The organism is Paenibacillus lautus NBRC 15380, assembly GCF_004000945.1.
GTDB classification, from domain to species: domain Bacteria; phylum Bacillota; class Bacilli; order Paenibacillales; family Paenibacillaceae; genus Paenibacillus_AQ; species Paenibacillus_AQ lautus.
Genome location: NZ_BIMF01000002.1, coordinates 174,512 through 198,930, shown reverse-complemented (window position 1 = coordinate 198,930; position 24,419 = coordinate 174,512). Strand labels below are relative to the sequence as shown.

Sequence of the window (24,419 nt, the reverse complement as noted above, 5' to 3'; positions counted from 1 at the left end):
GGGATAAGAATACTTGCTGAGATCTATCTTGATTCCTGAGCGTTACCAATCCAGGCTAAACAGGCTAGAAACGGCCGTCGCCATACAAAAAACCAAATCGTATTTTAAGACAGGGTTTGAGAAGGCACTCCGCTTAATCGAAGTCTCCTCACCCGTTATGGTAAAGGAAGGCACAGGCATTAACGACAATTTGAACGGTACGGAACGGACCGTATCTTTTGATGTGATGGATATGAAGGAAGGCAGAGTCGAAATTGTGCAATCCCTTGCGAAGTGGAAACGGTCGGCTCTCGCCCAATACGGCTTTACGAACGGAGAAGGTTTATATACCGATATGAAAGCGGTCAGACGGGATGAAAACATGGATAATCTGCATTCGATCTACGTCGATCAGTGGGATTGGGAAAAAGTTATATGCGACGACATGCGTACCCTCGGCACCTTAGAACACGAAGTTGTAGGAACATCCCGCTCCTATAAGTAGCAAAAAAGAAAGGGTATCTTACTAAGAAGATATCCTTTCTTTATTCATTGCTGATGGTGTTGGTCTGCATCTTATTCCATATCTTAACCATGATCAGCGTCACGATAGCCACTAGCGCAGCCAAAATCAAACTGACGAAAAAACCGGGCCGAATGCTCTTCTCCATGATGGTTCCGGTTACGGCACCCAGCAGTAGAATGATGCCGATTCCACCCAGAATCATATCCCACATTCTGACTTTTAGAATTTTGTATGCCGAAATGATTATGAACGACCAATTATACATCTGCAGGATGCCGGCCGCGGTTGTAATATATTCGTATATTTTTCCGGGCAATAGGAGTGCCGTGACGATTGAAGCGGACAGTCCGACCGCAGCAAGCACCAGCGAAGGGAGTGGCAGCTTCCGGAACTTTTCCAGTTTCTTCGTAAAGATAATCGGTGCATCGCCGTCCTTGGCCATCGTCACAAGCAAATTCACCACGGCAAACAAGGAGGCGCTCATCGTCGAGAATCCGGCCATAATGATCGCTCCATTGAATACATGGGGGAAGAAAGTCAGCGGATAGCTGGATAGCGCTGTAACGAATGGGCTTTCTTTCTCGCTCAAGAGTTTGTAGGAAACCATGAAGACAGCAAGCCCGATGGATATCATGTAAATCACGGTCAGTCCAATGAGCATGACTTTTCCCGACTTGGGAGCATCCTTCTTGTTTTTGAGCTGCATGGACATCAAACCGATAGTTTCAACACCCCCATAAGCATAGAAAGCATATAAGAGCGAGGACCAGAATGCGGCAAATCCGCCGGGGAACACTTGTCCAATCGAATCGGGAAAACCCGGTCTGCCATCGCTCCCCCCGCGAATCCAGCCCATAAGCGCAGCAGTAGAAAGAAGGATGAACATGAGAATCGCCGCGGTTTTGATGACGGCTAATACATTTTCCACCTTGTCGAAGCCTTTTGTACCAAGCAGAACGACGGCAATCGATAATACGGCATAGATGGCTGCAAATATCCATAGCGGAATATCAGGGAACCAAAACTTGGTCAGGATGGACAGAGCCGTCAGCTGACTGCCCATGATTAGAATTTTCGTGCTCCAGTAATTCCATGCGCTTCCGAAACGTGCCCACCGCCCAAACGCTTTTCCCGCATAATAACAAAAGGATCCCTCTTGAGGATCCGCCGTCGTCATTTTGGCCAAAAAATGAAAGACGATATAGGTTCCTATGGCAGCGATAAGGAATGATAAAACCATGGAAGGTCCCGTCAGCTTAATACCTATGCCGGAACCTAGGAAATACCCCGTACCAATCGTACAACCGATGCCAAGCAGTGAAAGCTGCCACCACTTTAAGCTGCCTTTATTGCTCTTTTGATCCGACGATGTGGAATCGTTCGGTCCTGCACACCCAGGTGAATCCATAGCACATGCCTCCTCTATGGTTAAAATGTTCATGTGTCGTACGGAGTATGTATCTGGGGCTATCTATTATTTTGACGGTCCAGACTTATTCAAAAGAAAAATGCGATCGCCAAATCGTCCGTATATTCTGGACAAAAGAATCCACAATATGAAGGGCATATAATAACTTTAGGAGGTACGAGAATGCAATTCGAACAACAAAATCACCAAAACATGGAAACCGGTATGATTCCACAACAATTGAACCATGGCGGCCATGAAATGTTTGATGTCCACGAAGTATTGGCAGGGGCCATCAACACCATGAACACGTATACCATGCTGAGCGGGCATGTACAGGATCCGGAGCTACGGGATATCTTGCAGCGCCAGAAACAATTTATGGCAGATGAATATAACATCACGTTAGAGTGTTTTAAATCCGGACAAGATCCATCAAAGCCTACGCAGAGCTATAAAATGAAGCAGGGTAATGACTTTATTTACGGCATGAAACCAGGCCAACCGAAAAAACCGATGCAATCCACGGCCGAGATCAACGATGAAACGATTGCACTCAGCATGTTAAACGCAGTGAAATCGGGTGCTACGATGAAAACCAATGCTGCCATGGAATCTACGAATCCGGTCGTGCGCCGCGTGCTTGCCGATTCCTTGCCTAACTGCATTGAAATGGCTTATGAGATTTCGCTATATCAAAATAAGCATGGCTACTACCAAGTGCCGCAGCTGCCTCAGCAAGATATGCAGTATATGCAAAATAGTTACGCCACCGCACCGATGCAGCCGCAAATGCCTGGCAAAATGGCCCCTCACTAATTACCAAAGCGCCACGTCCTTAGGGACATGGCGCTTTTTAGACCTTGGGAGTTAAACCAATCGGCGCTGGAACGGCCAGCCTGAATCAATATTTTTTGCAGGACCTGACCGGTGGCATCGAGGATATCGGCGACGATCAGGAGGCGCTTGAGAAAATCGTTTCTCTTGACCCGGATCTCATCATTAGACCTTCCGATAAAAACTATGAGCAATTCGCCAAAATCGCACCGACGATCGTTATTCCCTGGGGCGCAAAGGATCTGTATGCGGAGCTGCGGGAATTCGGAGAATTCCTCGGGAAATCGGAGGAAGCGGAGGAAGCGATTCGTCATTATGAGGAGAAGCTTGCAGAGGCCAAAGCGGAGCTGAACGGAGTCGTGAAGGAAGGAGAAACGGTTGGCGTCTATGAGATTTGGGCGAAAAACTTCTGGGTGTGGGAGAGAGCTTTGGGCGCGGTACCCGAAACCTCTATTCGGGCCTTGGTTATCAGCCGCCAGAAGCCGTGAAAGAGCAGATCGTAAACAGAGGAGCCGGTCTGGACATTTCCCTGGAATCGCTGCCGGAGATGGCCGCAGATTATATGTTCGTGACGGTTTACGATGCGGACGGAGGCGGGGATCGTGCCCAGGAGATTTTAGAGAGCGCCATCTGGAAGTCACTTCCGGCTTACAAAAACAATTGCATCTACACATTGGATATCCATCAATTTTCGGCAGGCGATCTCATCTCGCTTGAGAAGCAATTGGAGATCCAGACGAATCTGCTCCTGGGCAGCGGGAAGTAGCTAGAAGATAAAGTATCGGAGGATAAGGAACAGCATCAGAAGAAGTCGCGAATCTTGCGGCTTTTTTTGTTGTGAAGTGGTTAGCACATGTCTAATCCCGGCGAAGAAGAACACGGATAACGGTAAAAATGGACTTCATCTCTCGTATGAAACAAAGTTAATGCTATGTTTCTTGGGCGTTTAGGTATTGTGGAGGATCTTCTCACTTTGTTAACAAGTTTAAATGGTTTATAATAATTAGATAATAGTAGATATTTTAATCTATCAATAATTATAATAGACTATAATATGGTGATAATTGACACAGAAAAGGTGTGTTTTCAGGGGACGCCTTGCTTTTTAATGGCAATTTTAGCAGGGACGCCTACCCTTTTTTCAAATATATGGGATAAGGAAGGTTTATAATGAGCAACATGGAGAAAAAAACAGATGTAATCTTAATTGGTGCCGGAGTTATGAGCGCGACATTGGGAGCCTTACTGAAAGAGTTAGTGCCTGAATGGGAGATCAAAGTGTTTGAGAAACTCGCAAGCGCGGGGGAGGAAAGCTCCAACGAATGGAATAATGCGGGGACCGGCCATTCCGCACTGTGCGAGCTTAACTATACATCCGAAAAACCTGACGGATCTATAGACGTTAGCAAAGCGATCAATATTAACGAACAGTTTCAGGTTTCAAGACAGTTCTGGTCTTATCTGGTAAGCAGCAATCTGATTCGCAATCCGCAGGACTTTATCATGCCTATTCCTCATATGAGTTTAGTGCAAGGCGAAAAAGACGTGGCTTTTTTGAAAAAACGTTTTGAAGCGCTGTCAAACAATCCGCTCTTTCAAGGGATGGAATATTCCGAGGATCCGGATCAGCTGAAGGAATGGATTCCGCTTATTATGGAAGGGCGTACATCGAATGAGCCGTTAGCGGCAACCAAAATTGACTCCGGGACGGACATTAACTTTGGCGCTTTAACGCGCATGCTGTTTGAGCACTTGAGAAGCAAAAACGTCGAGATCAACTACAGACATAGCGTCAAGGATATTAAACGTACACAAGATGGTTCGTGGAAAGTGAAAGTGCATGATATCGAGCACGGTAAAACCGAATATCATACGGCTAAGTTCATCTTTATCGGCGGCGGGGGCGGAAGTCTGCATTTGTTGCAAAAAACCGGTATACCCGAGTCAAAGCATATTGGAGGATTCCCTGTAAGCGGACTATTCATGGTATGTAAGAACCCGGAAGTAGTAGCGCAGCATCATGCCAAAGTATACGGAAAAGCCAAGGTTGGTGCTCCTCCAATGTCCGTTCCGCACTTGGACACAAGATATATTGACAACCAAAAAGCGTTGCTCTTTGGTCCGTTCGCCGGCTTCTCGCCTAAGTTCTTAAAAACGGGGTCGAATTTTGATTTGATAAGCTCCGTCAAACCGAATAATCTTTTCACCATGCTGGCTGCTGGGGTAAAAGAGATGGCATTGACCAGATATTTGATCCAGCAAGTGGTATTATCGAATGAAAAGCGCATGGAAGAATTACGCGAGTTTATTCCGAACGCCAAAAGCGAGGATTGGGAAATCGTTGTAGCGGGCCAACGCGTACAAGTGATTAAGGATACTCCTAACGGTAAAGGAACGCTTCAATTTGGTACGGAAGTGGTCAGTGCCGCGGATGGATCGGTCGCTGCCTTGCTCGGTGCTTCTCCTGGCGCTTCGACGGCCGTTCACGTTATGCTAGAGGTATTAGAGAAATGCTTCCCGCAACAGATGAAAGAGTGGGAGCCGAAAATAAAAGAAATGATTCCTTCTTACGGCATGTCACTTGCGAAGAATCCGGCTCTTTTTGAAGAAATTCAAGATTCAACTTCGGAAACGCTAGGCTTAAGCTTGAAAACACTGGTTCATAGTTAATACTAGACAGGTAGAAAGCGGCAATTAAAAAGACACATGGGGCGCTTTTACTGAATAACGCACTACTAAGGATAATTCCATATACCTATCGGCCAAATGGCCAAATCGAAGCGGTTCATTATTGAACCGCTTTTTTATGCTATTTAACAGCAAGGACACCACTGATAACAATATTTCGGATAATATTGAAAGTTTGCAGGATATTATGAATGGGCCAAGCCTCTTATAATGAAGTGAAGAAATTGATAACACTTACATAACGATCATAGGAGGCTTATCCATGAAAATTACCCGGCATCCGGAAAATCCGATCGTAGTGCCTGGACTCTACGATTGGAGAAAGGTGACGGTATTCAATCCGGCCGTCATTATTGATAACGGAAAATTTTATATGATTGAACGGACGGCGGGATCCCTGACTCCCTGCAAAAACTACTTGGGTCTCCTGGAGAGCACGGACGGCGTGCATTTCACCCATGTGCTGGACGAGCCCGTCGTAACACCGGACCAGCTGGGATTTCCTTACGGCAGCATTCAGGACCCGCGAATCGTCAAAATCGACGATACCTTTTATTTGAACTATGCATTGCGTCCGTGCGCCATGAACTATTACCCGACGGGAGCCGGCATCCCTGAACGCTCGATTCCCGAATACCCAGACGGCTGGGGCGAAGAGGAAGGCCATTGGCTGACGCGCTCCGGGATATTGACCTCCAAGGATCTCATTCACTGGGAATACCTATGTGATACGACGCCGCTAGATATTAATGATCGCGACAACATTCTGTTCCCGGAGAAAATCAACGGCAAGTATGTGCTGCTTCGCAGACCGGAAGAATATGTAGGGGAGGAGCACGGTACCGAAAAAGCAGCGATGTGGATCAGCTACTCCGATGATTTGGTGCATTGGGACGAGCCCAAGCTGCTGGCAAAAGCCGAAAACAACGACTGGGAGTACAAAAAAATCGGCGGCTCGACGCCTCCGGTACGAACGGACAAGGGCTGGCTGGTGCTTTACCACGGCGTAGACCAAGATACGGTGTATCGCGTTGGGGCCTTGCTGCTGGATCTGGAAAATCCGGAGAAAATCATCGCCAGAACCCGCCGGTTCATTATGGAGCCGGAGACGTATTATGAGAAGTTCGGCTATCAGATTCCGAACGTCGTTTTTCCGACAGGCAATGTAGTCAAGGACGGGCTTCTCTATATTTATTATGGTGTGACGGATACGGCGATCGCGCTCGCAACGGTTCCTTTGGATGAGTTGGTAGATTATATTTTGAACGAACCGCAATAACGCAGGGTTAAGGCGTGGCAGAGTTAAAATTGGTTTCTCCGCCACGCTTTCTATAGAACCTAATATGTAAGCGATACCATTAATTTGGAAATTTGTAAAGTTAATGTCATCAATATTGACGTATATCAACAAAATTGTGCATTATATAAATTCCACCTATTCAAAATAACTTAAAAAAATTAGATGAAATCGTTTTTTTAATGGATATTGAGATCTTCAGCCCGATTGTATAATAAATATATCTTATATTGTCAAATATGAGAACATTATATGTAACATATATAGAGAGGGGTATACGAACATGAAAACGTCTAAGAAGCTTAGATCGATGCTGCTCACTGGAACAGCTGCACTGCTGCTCATGTCAACGGTGGCCTGCGGTTCCGGAGAGAAAGATGCTGCCGAACCGGAAAAGGTTACTTTGAACATCATGCATCCATGGACTTCACCGAACGTGGATAACGAGGTGTACAAGGAGCGGATCGCCGAATTTGAAAAACAGCATCCCGACATTATCATCAAGCAGGACGGGGTAGCGGCAACCGAGTATAAAACGAAACTGCGAACGCTGGCTGCCGCCAATAACCTGTCGGATATCAATGTCGTATGGCCCGGTGCCGATCTGGCTCCTCTGGTAGCCGGGGATCTGCTGATGCCGCTGGATGGCCTGATGGACAACTGGAAGGATATTTTGCCGGAGGACGCATTGGCCGGGTTTAACCAGAACAACAGTCAATTTGCCGTGCCAACCAAACAAACCTTCGTGGATATTATTTATTACAACAAAGAGATGTTCGCAAAGGTCGGTTACGACCAATTTCCGGCTACTTACGAAGAGTTCATCGATGCGGTGAAAAAGCTGAAGGAAGCCGGCATTACGCCGATCTCCCTGGGCAACAAAGAGAAATGGCCGCTGCAATCGTCCTTCTTATCGATTATCGGGGACCGTTACGTAGGCAGTGACTTCTTGCAGAAAATCCTGAACAAGGAAGCCAAATTTACCGATCCCGAATATGTGAAAGCGATTGCCGTCATTGACGAACTCGCCAAGCTGGAGGCATTCAATACGGATGCGAACAACATGGATTCCGTGCAGGGTCAGGATTACTTCATTCAAGGCAAAGCAGCGATGCATATCTCTTCTTCTACCGTTGACGGAAGAATCCGCATCAACAACGAAGAAGGGGACAAATTCGGCATTGCGCTCTTCCCAAGCGTTCCGGGCGGTTCCGGTGATCCGGTGAAAAGCGCGGGCGTCGTTCAGTACGGCATAGCCATCAAAAAAGGATTGAGCGATGAAAAGAAAGCGGCGGCCGAGGAATTTATCAAGTTTTTTGTTAATGAGGACTTATACAAAGATCTGATCAGTAAAGGCGTTGTCGTACCGGCTAACGTGGAAATCCCAGAAGATGCGAGCCCGTATCTCAAGGAAATGCTGGAGCTGACAAACAAGGGAACGGCGCCGGTGTTCGACAGTGTCATTCCGACGCAAGTAACCGACGTCATGCAAAACGGATTGCAGGCTCTAACCATCGGCAGAGGTACGCCGGAGGAACTCGCCCAAGAGGTGCAGGAAGCTTTCGACAGCATGAAATAAGCCGACAAATTTCCCTAGGTCAACATTATGATGGCACAAAGAAAAACCCGGCAGCGGGTTTTTCTTATTAAAGGCAGAAAGAAAGGAGTTACGCCAATGCATACGCTTAAGCATACGAAATGGGCTATTTTCTTGGGCTTGGCGCCAGCACTCATTATCTATATATGTATTGCCATATTTCCCATCGGCTTATCGGTTTATTATTCATTAATGAACTGGGACGGGATCACGCCCATGCGTTTTATCGGGCTGGACAATTTCGTGGATATTTTCAAGGACGATATCTTTTGGCTGTCCGTTAAGAACAACATCATTATCATGTTTACCGGGATAGCGGGTCAGATCCCGCTTGGCCTGCTGCTGGCCCTGCTGCTGAATCGAGGGCTCAAGGGCTCCAGTTTCTTCCGGACGATCGGATTCCTGCCCGTGGTCATATCATCGGTCATGGTATCCCTGATCTGGGGCATGGTGTACAACACGGAATACGGGATGCTGAATAACCTGCTCAGCGTTTTGGGTCTTGAGAGCTGGCAGCAGAATTGGCTGGGCGATCCGTTTTGGTCCATGATTTCTATCAGCATCGCTTATATATGGCAAAACTGCGGATTGTATATGATTATTCTTTTGGCAGCTTTGCAGAACATCCCCGATGAAGTCAATGAGGCGGCTGCCCTGGATGGGGCGACCGGACTAAGCCGGATCATGCGTATTACCATTCCGATGATTCGGGGAACATTGCTCGTCTCCGTTGTCTACAGCATCAGCAATTCGTTCCGCGTGTTCGATCTGATCCAGATCATGACGGGCGGAGGACCGGCACATGCGACGGAGGTTATGACCGTGTATATGTATAACAACTCATTTATGAATATGAGATTCGGCTACGGCAGCGCGGTATCCGTATTGATTCTGCTGTTTAGCCTCATCGTCATCACGATCGTAAATCGATTGGCAAGAGAAAAAGAATAGAAGGGAGAGGGAGGAGATGTACAGACAAACGAAATGGTTCCATTTATCGGCATACACTTTTTTGGGGATATTCGCTATTATTAATATAATCCCTTTCTTTTGGATGATCGTAGATTCGTTCAAAACCGAGCAGGAATATGCGGCGAACCCGTTCTCCATACCGACTGAACTGCAATTCTCCAATTACGCAAAGGCGTGGGAAGTGGCAAATATGGATACCTACTTCCTTAACAGCATTATTGTAACGGTCGTGTCATTGATCGTGACGGTCCTGCTCGGATCGCTTGCGGCGTACTTTTTAGCCCGGTTCAATTTTAAGCTGCGCGGTGCGACTTACGCGATATTTCTGCTGGGCATGGTCGTTCCGATCCACGCGACCTTGATTCCGATTTTCTTGATCATGCGGAATCTGCATTTGCTGGATACCCACTTATCGTTGATTCTACCTTACACGGCCTTCCACTTGTCGTTGACGATCTTTATTCTGGAAGGCTTTATGAGAGGGTTCCCGAAGGATTTGGAAGAGTCGGGCGTCATGGACGGTGCGGGTGTATTCAAGATTTTCTGGTCGATCATTTTGCCGATTACGCGTCCAGCGATTTCAACCGTCGTGATTTTGAACTTTATCTATAATTGGAACGAGTACTTGTTCGCACTCGTCTTGATCAGTTCGTCGTCGCTGAAAACATTGCCGCTGGGGCTCGCCAACTTTGTCGGCATTGAAACGGCCAGCCTGACATTGCAAATGGCTGCACTGACGATCGCGCTTATACCGATCATTATATTTTACCTGCTCCTGCAAAAACAGCTCGTTAACGGCATGACGGCAGGCGCAGTCAAAGGCTAATCCGGTTACTGTTCAACATCATGAAGACATCGAAAGAGGGAATGAATATGCGTAGCGGCTTTGGCTGGATCGGGAATTATGGTCTGAAACAGAAGGCTCTGGTCATTTTCCTCTTTTTTGTCATTCTGCCTACGCTTGGGGTCGGCGTCCTGGCCCAAGACAAGCTGAGCGAAGTGCTGCGCAGCCAATTTATTCAATCAAGCCAGCGCAGCCTGGAGATCGTAACGAACCAGTTGGAAGAGCAAACGACCATGATTGAGGATATTGCCGATTATTTGATCCTCAGCAATGACATGCGCCAATATTTGCGGCTGAACCCACCGCCCGAGAGCGGGAGAGCAGAGCAGTTGAAGCAAAATCTCGAAGGATTTCTGACGTTTCAGTTGATGTCCAAAAACTATATCAAATCGATATCAATCACCGGCTTTAACGGCAATTCCATTGAGATGGGCGAGCCGATTCACGGCAACGAAGAGTCATGGAATCGCCTTGCGGACGAGCATAAAGGCGGGATCGTATGGAGCAACGGCTATCCTTCAACCAGCGGCTGGTATGGAGAAGTAAACCTCGTCTCATTGTTCCGTGTGCTGAATTCCTATGACGAGATCACATTGCCGCTTGCCCGGCTTGTGATCCGCATGGATGAAGCCAGTATACTCAAACAGCTGCAGCGGGGGTTGACGCGGGACGAGGGCATGGTGTTCATTGTAGATTCGGAAGGTCAAATCGTACTGCCCTCCAAAGAATTGCTATCCTTGAATATCGGCGACGGGAAAGCGATTACGGATATCGTAACCGCTGGTACGATGGGCACTTCCACTTACCGCCACGACGGGGAAGCGTATTTGACCTTTCATCAACGGATGGAAAACACCGACTGGACTATCGTTTCCATGGTGCCCAAGGCTGCGCTGGATCAGGATATACGAGGCGTAAGAATTCTGATGCAAGTCATTCTTGTCGGCATTCTCCTATTGGGTTTATCGGCCTTGATCGGATTCCACTATACGATCATCAGGCCGATTCTGCGCTTGAAGATTGAGACCAATCGCGTAAAGCTCGGCGATTTCTCCGCGAGGGTACCTATTCGTTCCAAGGACGAGATTTCCGAACTGAATCGCAGGTTTAACGATATGGTATCCACGATTCAGGAACTGATCGAGCATAAATACAAGCTGGAACTGCGGGAGCGCGAATCCGAGCTGCGTTTGCTGCAGGAGCAGATGGACCCGCATTTTCTCTATAATACGCTGGATATGATCCGCTGGACCGCCAGGCTGGAGAAGGCCAGCGAGTCCAGCCAGCTCATCGAAATTTTGTCCCGATTCTTGCGTTCCAGTCTGAACAATGGTCATTACGAGACCAGTCTCGCTAAAGAAATGGAGTTCGTGCGCTCCTATTTGTATTTGCAGCAGAGGCGGCTGGGTCAGAAACTGAAATACGCGCTGTATATGGAATATGATCTGGCGAATTCGCTTACTTTGAAGGCTACCATTCAGCCTTTGGTTGAGAATTTTCTTAAACATGGCATAGATCGGTGCGAGCCGGCAGCGAGAATATCGGTCATCGCGTATAAGCGGGAGGATGAGATTTGGATCGACGTGCAGGATAACGGCCGCGGAATGGACGATCTTACTTTAGAGGAAGTCCGGGAATCCCTTCGAAACGGGGTTCAAGCCGGTCACAAACGAGGTGCGCTCAGCAACATTCATGAACGTCTATACCTATATTTCGGAGAACGCTACGGACTGGAAGTGATTGAGGCTTCACCTCAAGGAACCTTGATTCGCCTCAAGCTCCCATATTCTGAAACCTACGGTGGTGAATCGTACGATGCAACACGTGAAGACAGTAAAAATGCTGATCGTTGACGATGAACCCGTGATCTGTCAAGGCTTGCACTATACCATTGACTGGGCGGATTATGGAGTCGAAGTCGTCGCGGAGGCTTATGACGGCCATGAAGCTTTGCAGGTGGTGAAAGAGCACGGGATTGATCTGGTTCTTACCGACATCCGTATGGAGGGAATGGACGGGCTTCAGCTTGCTAAAGAGCTGAAGCGCTGCCACCCTCAGATTCGGGTCATCATGATCAGCGGTTATGAAGAATTCGAATATGCGCGCCAAGCCATCAAGCTTGATGTAACCGATTACTTGCTGAAGCCGGTCGACATTGACGAATTGGTGGCGGCCGTGATCGGAATCGTGGAAGACATTCGCAGCAAGGATACCCGTGTCAACAGTCCAACGAAGGATGCGGAGCTTTGGCTTTCCGAGATGGCCGCGCCTTATGAAACTTCTTTAGCCAAGTCGATACCTCCATATCTGTTAAACAGTGCCGAATATAAACTCATAGCCACGCAGCTGGAGAAGTTCTCGATCCTTGCGGCTTCCCAGACGGAACAGGAGTTTACGATGCTGCAGCGTTTGTGGCTCCAGACGGTTCGTGAAAGCTTGGAAAAGAGTGATATCCGTCAAGTATCCGTGCTTGTGCATAAAAATTTGCTGATGACCCTGCTGATGACGGATCAACCGCGCTCGAAGCGGCAGTGGGATGAAATCCTGCAAACCATGCTGGAAGCTTGGCCGGAAGAGCATCGCTTGTATGGCGCGGTATCGGATGCTTACGCTTCCCTGGACCAAACGGCAGCCATGTGCGCGGAGTTGCGCGCGTTACTGCCTTATTATGCCTTGGAGAAGCGCTCCTTGCTGGATCGCGAATATAAGACTGAGGTGGATAACGGCCGGGCCATGCACGATTTCGACAGTGCCGAGATGGTCTCGAAACTGTCCGTGGCATTATTCAAGCAGGATGCCGATATGCTGGAAGAGCTTATCGACGGCATGTTCCGATTATTCCTGGATCAGCGCTACCTGTTGACGGATATGGTCAAAGTGTGTGATGAACTATCCATCATGCTGCGGCAGCGACTTCGTCAAAGCGGCCTGACCCAGCTGGAGCATGGTCTGGAGCGAACGATCGACCTGGAGGTGTTCAATCATCCCGATGCGATCCGGCAGGCGATATCCACGGAAGTGTTTGACCTGCTGCAGTTGATCGACAAGGTTGGCATCGATAGATCCTTCTGGATCATTGAGAAGGCCAAGAAGTATATGGCGGATCATTATCTGAGCGACCTGAAAGCGTCGGAAGTGGCAGCGTATTTGAAAATTACGCCGAGCTACTTCAGCAATATTTTCAAACAAAGCACGGGAAAAAGCTTCAGCGAATACATGAACGAATTGCGCATCAACGAGGCCAGAAAGCTGCTGCTGACGACGCAGGACAAGGTGTTTGAGATTGCGGACCGCGTCGGCTACAAAGAATACAAGTATTTTGTATCCGTCTTCAAACTATACACGGGCATGACGCCCAAGAAATATCGGGTCTTGAATATCAAAGAATGATCAGAAGCATGACGACCAGGATGGAAGGAGTATGGGGAATATGGAGAAATATCGGAATGCTGCGCTCCCCGTAAATGAGCGTGTAGAGGATTTGTTATCCAAAATGACGCTGAGGGAGAAGGTTGGGCAGCTGAATCAGCACTTGTACGGTTGGATGGCTTATCGTCGAAGCGAAGGAACCGAAACGGAGTTTGAACTGACCGACTTATTCAAGGATCATGTCGAGTGGGGGGCCGGCATGGGGGCACTGTATGGACTGTTCCGGGCGGATCCCTGGTCCGGGGTGACCTATGAGAACGGGATTCCTACGCAGGACAATGCGAAGGTAGCGAATGCGATCCAGCGCTATGTGATCGAACACAGCCGGCTGGGCATTCCCGTCCTGCTCTCGGAGGAATGCCCCCATGGACATCAAGCGCTTGACGGAACGCTTCTGCCCGTCAATACGGCCATCGGTTCCACCTGGAATCCCGAATTAATTGAACAAGCCTATTCCCAGGTAGCCTCCGAGATCCGCAGCCGAGGCGCGCATTTAGGGTTGGTTTCGGTACTGGACATCCTGCAGGATCCAAGGTGGGGACGTTCCGAGGAGTGTTACGGAGAAGACCCTTACCTGGCTGCACGAATGACGGAAGCGGTTGTGTTTGGCATGCAGGGAAGAAACCCGGAAGAATGGGAAAAACCGGACAGAGCGGCTGCCGTCCTCAAGCATCTCTGCGCTCAGGGAGCGGGGCAGGGTGGTCGCAATGCAGGACCTGTTCCCGTTGGCGAGCGGGAGCTTCGCGAAATTCATTTGCCTGCCGCGGAGGCGGGGATCAAGGCAGGAGCGGCTGGTGTCATGGCGGCCTATAATGAGCTCGACGGCATTCCGTGTCATGCCAATGATAAGCTGTTAACCGGCATTCTGAGAGATGAATGGGGATTTGAAGGAATCGTCATGGCGGATGGAACGGCCATCGACCGGTTGGTGTCCATTACGGGAGACTATGAATCCGCGGCGGGTCTAGCCCTGTCATCCGGGGTTGATCTTAGTTTGTGGGACAAGTCCTTCACAACGCTTGAACAAGCGGTGAAACAAGGGAAGGCCGATATGGAGAGCATTGACCGCGCGGTGGCTCGAGTACTTCGGCTTAAATTCCGATTGGGACTGTTCGAGCACCCATACGTTGACGAAGGCTTGGCAGCTACAAACGTCAACAACGCAGCCGCTAAAGACTTGAATGCATCCGTCGCGAGAGAAGCGGTTGTACTGCTTAAGAACGACAAAGACGTACTGCCGCTGAATGGCGGCAGCATCAAACGACTGGCGGTTATCGGCCCTAACGCGGACAGGCTCTACAACCAACTTGGGGACTACACCAGCGTTCAGCTCGAGGGCAGCGGAGTTACGGCGCTCCAAGGCATTCGGATGTCTGCACCTGCAGGTACAGACATCATTTTCGCTCCCGGATGCAGCGTCCGAGGCATGTCCACGCAGGGCTTGCCAGAAGCGATCGAAGCCGCCCGTTCCGCGGACGCGGTCGTGCTCGTACTCGGAGGCAGCAGCGCCCGTCAATTCGGAGATACGTTTGATAGTAATGGTGCAGCTATCGTAGCTGAAGGAGATCCGACGGAAATGGATTGCGGTGAAGGCGTCGATCTAGCCGATCTCCGATTAGGCGGCATACAAGAGCAATTGGTTCGGGAAATTCACGCGATCGGAAAACCAGTGATTACGGTACTCATTCAGGGACGTCCGCTGGCTATCGACGAGGTGGCTGAACTCAGCGATGCTTTGCTGTGCGCCTGGTATCCCGGCAGCGAAGGCGGCCGTGCCATCGGAGAAATTCTGTTCGGCCAGGTGAACCCGAGCGGCAAGCTGCCCGTCTCGATCCCGCGCTCCGTAGGTCAATTGCCGGTTTATTATAATCAGAAAAATGCAGGGCGCCCTCGCCCTTATGTCGATATGCCGTCCAAGCCGTTATATCCGTTTGGATTCGGCTTGAGTTACAGCACGTTCGATTACGGTTCTCCGACCATCTCACAAAAGGAAATGACGCTTGACGAGCTTCGATCCGGAAGTCGTGTCGAGGTGTACGTGGAAGTGAAGAACACCGGAAAGATGAAGGGGGACGAAGTGGTACAGCTCTACATACAAGCCGATCAATCCGGGATCACCCGCCGCCTGCGAGAATTGAAGGGATTCAAAAAGGTAGCGCTGGAGCCCGGTGATGTAACCACCGTCACGTTCGAGCTCGGCTTCGAGGAGTTGGCTATTTGGAATCGAAACATGGAATTCGAAGTGGTCCCTTGCAGAGTCAACATCGTTGCGGGAGCTCATTCGGATTGGGAAACCGGCGTTGTTGAATTAAAGTTAAAGTCCTAAAACATAGCTGAAACAGAAGGATATTCTTATACATTAGCAAGGAGCATCGATCATTTGGAGGCAGCATTTATGGCTGTCTCTTTTTTATCGTACAATGAGCGCTTTCGTTGACATGAGGAAGGAATTGGGATATGATTTTAGAAATCAAGGAAAACTTTATCGTTTTATTATTTTCCGAACAAGGAAGTGTACCTATTGAGAGACCGAATAGTTGAGGCGGCAAGCCATGAAATCAGGAGAAGAGGATTACGATTTACGATGGGTGACCTTGCCAAACGGCTGGGTATGAGCACGAAGACGCTGTACGGATACTTCCCTTCGAAGGATGTGCTTATTGCAACGATTCTTCATGATGCCATTGTCGAACTTCAAGAAAAAGAAAAGGAGATCATGGGTAATCCTGACCTGACTACACTCGATAAACTTAAGCACTGCCTCATCCTCATCCCGACTGATTTTCAGTTTATCGGATTGAACTTCATAACCGAGCTCCAGCGTTATTATCCTGATCAATGGAAGACGCTGGATCAATTTCTAAACAAACAATGGGACAGCATCACGGAACTATTTCATGAAGGAATCAATCAAGGATGGTTACGCCCTTTTAATACAAAAATATTTATTGATTTGTATGTAGGAGGTCTTTATCGATTAATTGAGGACTCGTCTGAGAATAAGAGCAGTATTACGCTTCATGAGGGTCTGCGGGATATGGGAGAGATCCTTTTATCCGGTATTATCAAGGAGGAAGGTTGAACAAGAGGAGAGAGCATGGATTGAGTAAAACATTAAAAGGTTTGTTTTTATTTACGGATATCGGATTTATTTTGTATTGGGTCGTCACCGCACTTGCGTTAATTCCCAAGGAATATTTATATAAGGATTATACCAATGAGCTGTTAGTGGTTTGGAATTGGTCGTTCTTCCCGCTGGATATACTCATTTCCATCACCGGAATGTACAGTCTTTACTTACATAATCACATGAATGTAAAGTGGAGAAGTTTTGCCTTAATATCGCTTATCCTGACATTTTGTTCCGGACTGCAGGCGATCGTTTTTTGGATCATGAAGTCCGATTTCGACATCATGTGGTGGGCGCCTAACCTGTATCTCATGTTATATCCTTTGTTCTTCATCCCAAAACTGCTTGAGACCAAGGAGCCGCGTTAATTCGCGGTTTTTTTTGTTTTTCGTATTACTGTATCGGATGAACATTCGATACAAATCTCTTCCGACATATTCTGCGCTCCAACGTAAAAAAAAGGGCTAAAGGACCATGCGATTCATCTAACTTTAAGTATTTTATACACGGGAAATTCTTGAGGTAAATGATAAACTCAATAGTGGATCCCCCACTTTCTGTAGAGAAGCAGAAACTTGAGTTGAATGAAGCGATGTTTCTGTAACAAGAGAGGAGGAATGTATCCTATAGCCATGACAGTAAAATGCCCGCTTGAACCATGTTTTTAGTACATTTTCGGCGGCAGTCCAATTTGATTCCTACTATTAATGGAGGTGTATTGATGGTTGACGTTCAAGGGTTGAACCATATGAAAAGGCATTTAAAAATTCTCGCGTCCGCAATACTTGCAGCTCTCGTGTTTTGTTTGTCCGGATTGCCGGCATTCGCGGCAACTCCTGAGAAAACGGTCAACGCTTCAGCAACGCTCGCCTACAATCTGAAGGGACTTAATCACAACGTGGCTGTTCAAAAAGCTTACATTGCGGATAAGTATCTGTATGTAACACAGCGCTCTAAGGGAACTTGCTATCTTTCAAGATTGCTCATTAACGGGAAAGACGCTACCTATGTAGATGAAATGACCGTCACGAATACCGGTCACTGCCAAACGCTGGATATGTATACGTACAACGGCGTCAATTACTTTTATTTCAGTTCAAAGGCAGATCCTTCGACGGACTATTACTGGTCGCTGCAGGTAGCAAGACTACAATATTCGGCCGGCAAAACGGTGGATTATACGGATTTGCATCGGTTTACCTATATGAATTACGCCAATAAAACGGGGGCAAGGCTAGGCGAGACCTACCGTGTGGATGGCGGCGGCAACAGTACTCATACGGTGTTCCGCGTACAAACAAAAGAGGGGACTGTAACTTGGTCCATTTATGACACAGTCGCACTCAATAAGCTTCTTGACAGCAATGAACAGGTGCGGATGGACAGCGCAGCAGCGGTGAACGCAGCGGTTGGCAGCTTTACGCAGTCGGGCAGTGGGATCGTAAGGCCAAACGGATCCTTCCAGGGGGCCGATATGCTGGGTCAGACGAAAATATATACATCAGGCGGAGCGGAAGGTGACATCCCGCAGATTGCCATGATGACAAACGCAGGGACATTCAAAACCCTCGTGAAAATCACGAATGTGGGAAACCATGAAATCGAGGGAGTGCAGACAAAGAACAGCAACGTTTATTTTACGATTGTGACGGACCCGGTAAACAAAAAAGATACGCAAAAAGTGTATTACGTTCCGGATAGCATATTTAATTAACTTCCACGCGGGTCAGCCTCTGAGAGCTGTAGCAACGGAAAAGTTAGCATCGTTCGGCATTCGACAATGAAAGGGAGAGTCGTCCATGAAAAAAGGCTTCATCTCGTTTATCGCTTGCTTGTTGTTTGTTCCCGTGTTTACAACGGGGGTGATGGCGGCTGGAAAAGGACAAGGCAAAGAAGTAAGCACGACCGTAATGTCTTACAATATCCATCACGGGGTTGGATTGGATGAGCAGTTAAGCCTGCAAAGAATCGCCGATGTCATCCGTGATTCCGGCGCAGAAATTGTCGGCCTTCAAGAAGTGGACCGGTACTACGGGGAGCGAAGCGACTTTCAAGACCAAGCGAAGGAACTGGCGGGTTTGCTCGGATATCACTATGCTTATGGTGCCAATCTTGATTTGGAGCCGGAGGAGGGACAGACGAACAAGCGTCAGTACGGAACTGCCATTGTTAGCAAGTACCCGATCCTTCGATCCGAGAATGTTTTGTTAAGCAGCTTCGGGAAGGAGCAGCGCGGTGTACTGCACGCTGTCGTAAATCTGAAGGGGATCCACGTCGATGTGTACAATACGCATCTTGGACTGGATGTCACCAGCAGAACGGCACAGGCGCAGGAAATCATTGACCTGGCGGCTTCTGCCTCTGAGGGACCGGTGCTGCTGATGGGCGATTTTAATGCGGAACCAGACAGTTCAGAGTTTCAGCTGCTGCTCGACAGCGGTTTATTCGTGAACAGCTTTCAGGGGATAAACGATGCCTATACGTTTCCTGTAATTAATCCGTCGGCAACGATCGATTACATTCTGACCTCTCCAACTGTTCAGCATTCGAATCAGCGCGTGATCCATACGGAAGCTTCGGATCATCTGCCCATCGCAGCCGATGTGTCATTCCAGCGTTAGGACCTTGGTGTGGGCTTAAAATTAGGTTCAAGCTAGACGTAAGCATGACATAAGAATCATGAGAAGGCTACCGCCAGGCATTTGCTTGGGGTAGCCTTTTTCGTATGGGGAGATGAATCGATATTCTTCCCTTTACAGTTTTTTTACCGTTCTGTCTATATCCACAAAATAGGTTATGCTACGATACAAGCACAAGGAGGGTGTGTGCATGATCACGTGGAGATTACCGCTGGTTGCATTGATGTGCTTGAGCATAACCATAACAGGGTGCATGCAGGGTGGCAAAGGGCAGGGCTCTGATCCTATATTTTCGTACTCAACGGTTTCGGATATGGCTGGTGCCGCAGAAAAGACAAAGCTGAAATTCTGGTCAACGGGGCGTCATGACGCGAACTATATCAAAGAGGTTATTTATCGTTATAACCAAGAGAATGCCGATCATATTGAGGTTGAGATGACTGTAATGGCAGATGATTTTTCCCAATCGCTTGATTTGTCATTTGCTAGCGAGTTATCACCTGATATCTTCACCCCGATCGATCTTGCTGAAATGACCCGAAAAGGCTATGTGGAGCCATTAAACGAATATTTAACGCCCGCGATTAGAAACAGGTTCGGGAAGCAAGCCTTCATCGAAGGATATAACGTGTTTGATCCCTTCATATACAGTCTTCCTAACAGCGGTTCAACCTTGCGGCTTATTTATAATGTGGAGCTGTTTGAGCGGGCCGGCATAACCTCACCTCCAAAATCGCTTGACGAGTTGGTGGAAGCGGCGAGCCGGATTACCGAAATTGGAAAGGCGGATGGCGTTTACGGTTTTGCGCTACCCTATAAGATTCCTGCCAGCGCTCTCGGACGCTCAGCCGTTCCGATTGCGGAAATAAGCGGAATTAGCGGCGATGGTTATGACTTTTTGACAGGCAACTATGATTTTACGGGCTTTATACCGATTATTAGCGCATTCCGGACGATGATGGAGAACGGCAGTACGCTGCCGGGATCGGAATCCCTGGACATCGATCCGCTTCGGGCACAGTTCGCCGATGGAAAGATCGGGATGTATTTGTCTTATTCTTCGGAACCCAGCATTTATAAGTTTCAGTTTCCGGCCAAGATCCAATGGGGAGCTGCTCTTCCCCCATCCATTGACGGAACCTATAAAGGAGTGATCAACCAGGGAGTTGGAGCGACGAGGTGGTTATCGATTAGCAGTCAGTCGAAGCACAAGGAAGAAGCTTGGAAGTTTCTCCGTTATATGTACAGCGATGAAGTGCTGATCGGGTATCAGGAGGCCGGACTGGGCATTTTATCGGTGAATGCGATAGCCGCGAAAGCCAGGAAACCCGACATCGAAGGCATCACCAGCTTTTTCCCAGGTGATTATGACGGGATATGGCCTGCATCGCCTCAAGGATTCAAACCAAAGGGAAGGGAGTGGGAGGACGAATTCGTAAAGTACATCATGATCGGCGGAGATCTGGATCGATTGGTTGAGGATCTGAACGCGCGTTACAATGCAGCATTAGATCAGGAACGGGCCGCCGGCAGAGTGAATATACAAGCTATTCCAACATTTGATCCGCTGCATCCTCAGGACGTCTCATGGCAAAGTGATTGATCATGTAAAACGAACAACTGCTGCCACAGCCGAAAATTAGAGACGGAGGATGTTGATCTATGCTCTACCGACTATCGTTCAGACGCCGAATCTGGATCGCATTTATGCTCATTGTCATTTTTGCGGTTACAACCGCAGGCGCGTTAAGCTACATGATCGCGGAGGAAGTTGTGAAGGACAACGCTTATCAGCTTAGTCAGGAAACGATTCATAAAACATCGAAGGTGTTGGATGAGAAGCTGAATCATGTCACGCAAGCGGTTTACTCGATGATGGTCAATACGGCTTACCGAAGAGCGTTAGGGATGGACAGCAGCTACTCGGAGACCGAGAATTACTATACCCATCTGTCCGGGCTGCAATCGACTTTTGTGCAGACCAAGCTGTATGAACCCATTATCGATTCCATTCTTATCGCCACGCGCGAGGGCGACTATTATCAAACAAGTCAGCAGCGTAACTTCTCCCATTCTTTCTATGACTCGGAGCTGTATACGCATATCAAAAGCGAGAAACGCAAATTATGGATGGCCGGTCATGAGGACCGTTTCTTTTCCAGCAGGGAGAACGTCATTTCCTTTGTGATGGAGGGCATACCTTCTCATTATATCGAAGATATTTTCGTTGTAGCGAATGTCAAAATCGACTCGATTCGATCATTAATTGCCTCGGAGGATAAAAATCGCAAACAATTCCATCTCCTGGCCTCATCCGATGGGAGCGATGTGTTGTTAAACGATTCCATCATCGCGGATACGCTGAAGCTTGAACCTAAATACAGGGAGGCCTTAACAGCTGAGCAGGGAAACTTTGAGTATTCGGACCAAGGTTATGAATACCTGGTTAACTTTACCAAGGTAGGTGGAGTGAAGGAGTGGACGCTGTTCAGCTTCCTGCCCAAATCAGAATTGATGAAGCCGATGGACAGCATTAAGTTGACCATTCTCGGGGTGATCACGGGATGCTTGCTCGTGTCGTTTGCTTTTGCGAATATGCTGACCCGATTGCTCATAAGACCGTTAAGTCACCTGCAATCGCTAATGAAACGGGTGGAGATGAACGATCTTAACGTTCGTTATGAAAGCGAATACAATGATGAGATTACGCAGGTCGGTTATCGCTTTAACCGGATGCTGGAAGAGCTTAATGAAATGTTTGACGTTGTAAAGCAGGCAGAGAAGGATAAACGCCAGTCCGAGATGAAAGCCCTGCAAGCTCAAATTGATCCTCATTTTCTATATAACACGCTTAACACGGTTTACTGGAAGTGCCAGTTGAATCAATTGGAGGATGTTCAGGAAATGGTGCTGTCCTTATCACAGCTGTTTCAGCTCGGCCTCAACCGCGGCAAAGAGATGACGACGCTTGAACATGAGCTGCTCCACGTGGAGCAGTATTTAAACATTCAGCAGAAATGCTATGAAACGCTGTTTACCTACAGCATCGAGGTTGATCCCTTAGTGGATATGCAGCACCCGATCTTAAAAATCATGCTGCAGCCGCTGGTTGAAAATTCAATCCTGCACGGATTTAACGATCGAAATGAGGGCGGGTTCATTCGAATTCAGGTGAAACAGGATAGCACCTATCTGTATTTCAACGTGGAAGATAACGGTATGGGGTTGAACGAAAAGAATCCAGCCGATCCGCATCTTCGACAACCGGCATCCTCGGCTACATCGGGTTATGCGTTAAATAATGTCCGATTGCGATTACAGCTTCAGTATGGAAGCTCGGCTGATTTGTACATGGAAAGCGAACCTAATGTATGTACCCGAGTTTCGATTATCATCCCCCGTTACCCACAACTCGAAGGGAGTTGACTCAAGCCGATGAGCGCAATAACGACAACGATATGCTTTATTGATGACATTCAGAGTGTCGTCGATGGCATATCCAAGCAAATCAATTGGGAACATCATGGGATATCCGTAAGCGGGACGGCTATCAATGGAGAAGACGGACTCCTGTTGATCACCTCGTGCAAACCGGATATCATCGTGACCGATATTCGAATGCCGAAGCTCGATGGTCTGGAATTGACCCGACGTGTCAAAGAGCTGCTGCCGCGCAGCAAGGTCATATTGATGACGGGATTCAGTGATTTCGAATATGCGAAGCAAGCGGTTCAGCTTGGGGCATTTGACTTCATAACGAAACCCTTTTCACTTGCTCATATCGAGGAAATTGTTGTAAAGGCCAAAAAAGAAATTGAAACGATACGAAACCAAGAGGATCATATCGCTGAATTAGAGCAGCGGGTTCAGGAGAGCATGCCGTTCCTGCGTCAGGAATTGTTCACGTTGCTGCTGCATCATAAGGTGAACGAACAGGAGGCGGGGCAGCGGTGGGAATATGTAAAGCCGGATTTGGAGTCCAGGCAATTGCTCGTCATGATTCTTGAAATCGACGGATTTGCTGACAAGCACCGAGATTCACCGATGAATGAACTGGAGCTTGCCCGGTTTGCATTGAAGAATATTACGGAGGAGACCATCGCTTTGTATACAAGGGGGATGGTATTCCGGGATTCGGCTAACCGCCTAGTCGCGGTATTGAATACACCGTTATCAGCTTCAGCGGCTGCCATAGCGGAGGCGTGCTGTCAGCATGTCAGATTATATACTTCATTAACGATATCAATAGGAATTGGCAGTCCCGTAACGTATATCCATGAATTGAACTCATCGTACGATCAGGCTTTGCATGCCCTGTCATACCATTTCTATACCGGAGGCAACGCGGTGATTTCATATGAAGATATAGCTAATACGGAAATCTCCTTGCCGCGCAGCATACGTACGGCAGAGCAGGAAATGGTGTTTGCCATACAATCCGGAAACGTCAACCAAGCCTTACTGACGCTCGATCATATCCTGACTGAGTTTACGGACAGGTCGCCGCTTCCGAAGCCGGAATACTTCATTAGCTTATACTATGAGCTGGCATATATGATGCTAAGGGCGATTCAAGATAAGGTACCCATGAATGAATTGTCCGATTTGAACATGATCGTTCGGGAAGGGCGGGTCAGCTCAGAGAGATCCTTAACGGACATGAAGAAGATTCTGCATAGCATCGTGACGCTAGGCTGTGAACGCATCGAGAATCAGAATCGCTCCGCCGCCGCAAAAATCATCCAGGAAGCCATTCATTATGTGAAATCCAATTTGCATCAGGACCTCAGCATTAGTACTTGCGCGAAGGCAGTTCATTTAAGCCCCAGTTATTTTGCCGGCTTGTTCAAGAAAGTGACGGGAATGGCATTTAGTCAATTTGTCACTCAAGAACGGATGGAGGTGGCCAAGCGGCTGCTCTTGGAGGATCGGCAAATCCAGGAGATAGCAGAATTGCTTGGTTATGTGGAGCGGCGGTATTTTACCGACGTATTTAAAAAATATACGCAGATGACACCAACGGAATTCAAACAGGCGCACATAAGAAACAACATTTCATTGTAATGGGAGGGA

The 24,419-nt window shown here is 48.0% G+C and carries 20 protein-coding genes; 19 read left to right on the top strand and 1 reads right to left on the bottom strand.

The features are described 5' to 3' along the window. Window positions 1–13: 13 nt before the first annotated feature. Window positions 14–484, top strand: coding sequence for a class-II aminoacyl-tRNA synthetase family protein (locus PLA01S_RS04315; RefSeq protein WP_127590244.1), 471 nt, complete (start codon window positions 14–16; stop codon window positions 482–484). Window positions 485–524: 40 nt separating this feature from the next. Here PLA01S_RS04315 and PLA01S_RS04310 read toward each other — a convergent pair whose 3' ends face one another. Next, complete coding sequence (locus PLA01S_RS04310) at window positions 525–1,913, bottom strand: amino acid permease (RefSeq protein WP_127590243.1); 1,389 nt, start codon at window positions 1,911–1,913, stop codon at window positions 525–527. 183 nt (window positions 1,914–2,096) lie between these two features. Here PLA01S_RS04310 and PLA01S_RS04305 point away from each other — a divergent pair, with 183 nt between their 5' ends. The 18 genes from PLA01S_RS04305 to PLA01S_RS04225 all read left to right on the top strand — a co-directional run bounded on the left by PLA01S_RS04305 (window position 2,097) and on the right by PLA01S_RS04225 (window position 24,410). After that, window positions 2,097–2,732, top strand: coding sequence for a spore coat protein (locus PLA01S_RS04305; RefSeq protein WP_127590242.1), 636 nt, complete (start codon window positions 2,097–2,099; stop codon window positions 2,730–2,732). Window positions 2,733–2,776: 44 nt separating this feature from the next. Continuing rightward, window positions 2,777–3,238, top strand: a complete 462-nt coding sequence (locus tag PLA01S_RS32800; protein ID WP_272868133.1) for an ABC transporter substrate-binding protein — start codon at window positions 2,777–2,779, stop codon at window positions 3,236–3,238. Continuing rightward, window positions 3,235–3,516, top strand: a complete 282-nt coding sequence (locus PLA01S_RS32795) for an ABC transporter substrate-binding protein (RefSeq protein WP_272868132.1) — start codon at window positions 3,235–3,237, stop codon at window positions 3,514–3,516. Before PLA01S_RS32800 ends, PLA01S_RS32795 begins: the two co-directional genes overlap by 4 nt. Window positions 3,517–3,920: 404 nt before the next feature. Next, window positions 3,921–5,420: a malate:quinone oxidoreductase gene (locus tag PLA01S_RS04295; RefSeq protein ID WP_127590241.1), complete on the top strand. Its 1,500-nt coding sequence runs from the start codon at window positions 3,921–3,923 to the stop codon at window positions 5,418–5,420. A gap of 280 nt (window positions 5,421–5,700) precedes the next feature. Beyond that, window positions 5,701–6,717, top strand: coding sequence for a glycoside hydrolase family 130 protein (locus tag PLA01S_RS04290; RefSeq protein ID WP_127590240.1), 1,017 nt, complete (start codon window positions 5,701–5,703; stop codon window positions 6,715–6,717). Between the two features lie 301 nt (window positions 6,718–7,018). Then, the gene (locus PLA01S_RS04285) at window positions 7,019–8,314 is read left to right on the top strand and encodes an extracellular solute-binding protein (RefSeq protein ID WP_127590239.1); all 1,296 of its coding nucleotides are present in this window, start codon (window positions 7,019–7,021) and stop codon (window positions 8,312–8,314) included. Between the two features lie 96 nt (window positions 8,315–8,410). Beyond that, window positions 8,411–9,283, top strand: a complete 873-nt coding sequence (locus tag PLA01S_RS04280) for a carbohydrate ABC transporter permease (RefSeq protein ID WP_127590238.1) — start codon at window positions 8,411–8,413, stop codon at window positions 9,281–9,283. 16 nt (window positions 9,284–9,299) lie between these two features. Next, window positions 9,300–10,130 (top strand): carbohydrate ABC transporter permease, encoded by an 831-nt coding sequence (locus tag PLA01S_RS04275; RefSeq protein WP_100536906.1) that lies wholly within the window; start codon window positions 9,300–9,302, stop codon window positions 10,128–10,130. 47 nt (window positions 10,131–10,177) lie between these two features. After that, complete coding sequence (locus tag PLA01S_RS04270; RefSeq protein ID WP_127590237.1) at window positions 10,178–12,001, top strand: sensor histidine kinase; 1,824 nt, start codon at window positions 10,178–10,180, stop codon at window positions 11,999–12,001. Then, window positions 11,964–13,538: a response regulator gene (locus tag PLA01S_RS04265; RefSeq protein WP_127590236.1), complete on the top strand. Its 1,575-nt coding sequence runs from the start codon at window positions 11,964–11,966 to the stop codon at window positions 13,536–13,538. The genes PLA01S_RS04270 and PLA01S_RS04265 overlap by 38 nt, the downstream gene beginning before the upstream one ends. Before the next feature lie 40 nt (window positions 13,539–13,578). Next, window positions 13,579–15,903, top strand: coding sequence for a glycoside hydrolase family 3 N-terminal domain-containing protein (locus PLA01S_RS04260; protein WP_127590235.1), 2,325 nt, complete (start codon window positions 13,579–13,581; stop codon window positions 15,901–15,903). A 195-nt stretch (window positions 15,904–16,098) separates the two neighbouring features. Further along, window positions 16,099–16,659 carry a TetR/AcrR family transcriptional regulator gene (locus PLA01S_RS04255; protein ID WP_127590234.1) on the top strand — a complete coding sequence of 187 codons (561 nt, stop codon included), beginning with the start codon at window positions 16,099–16,101 and terminating at the stop codon, window positions 16,657–16,659. A 20-nt stretch (window positions 16,660–16,679) separates the two neighbouring features. After that, window positions 16,680–17,075 (top strand): YvaD family protein, encoded by a 396-nt coding sequence (locus PLA01S_RS04250; protein WP_127590233.1) that lies wholly within the window; start codon window positions 16,680–16,682, stop codon window positions 17,073–17,075. Between the two features lie 353 nt (window positions 17,076–17,428). Next, window positions 17,429–18,421: a helveticin J family class III bacteriocin gene (locus PLA01S_RS04245; RefSeq protein WP_127590232.1), complete on the top strand. Its 993-nt coding sequence runs from the start codon at window positions 17,429–17,431 to the stop codon at window positions 18,419–18,421. A gap of 85 nt (window positions 18,422–18,506) precedes the next feature. After that, entirely contained in the window at window positions 18,507–19,328 is an 822-nt protein-coding gene (locus PLA01S_RS04240; RefSeq protein WP_127590231.1) for an endonuclease/exonuclease/phosphatase family protein, read from the top strand. A gap of 208 nt (window positions 19,329–19,536) precedes the next feature. Next, window positions 19,537–20,949, top strand: coding sequence for an ABC transporter substrate-binding protein (locus PLA01S_RS04235; RefSeq protein WP_164817298.1), 1,413 nt, complete (start codon window positions 19,537–19,539; stop codon window positions 20,947–20,949). A 59-nt stretch (window positions 20,950–21,008) separates the two neighbouring features. Next, a complete protein-coding gene (locus PLA01S_RS04230; protein WP_127590229.1) occupies window positions 21,009–22,772 on the top strand; it encodes a sensor histidine kinase in 1,764 nt (587 codons plus the stop codon). Between the two features lie 9 nt (window positions 22,773–22,781). Next, entirely contained in the window at window positions 22,782–24,410 is a 1,629-nt protein-coding gene (locus PLA01S_RS04225) for a response regulator (protein WP_127590228.1), read from the top strand. Window positions 24,411–24,419: the final 9 nt, after the last annotated feature.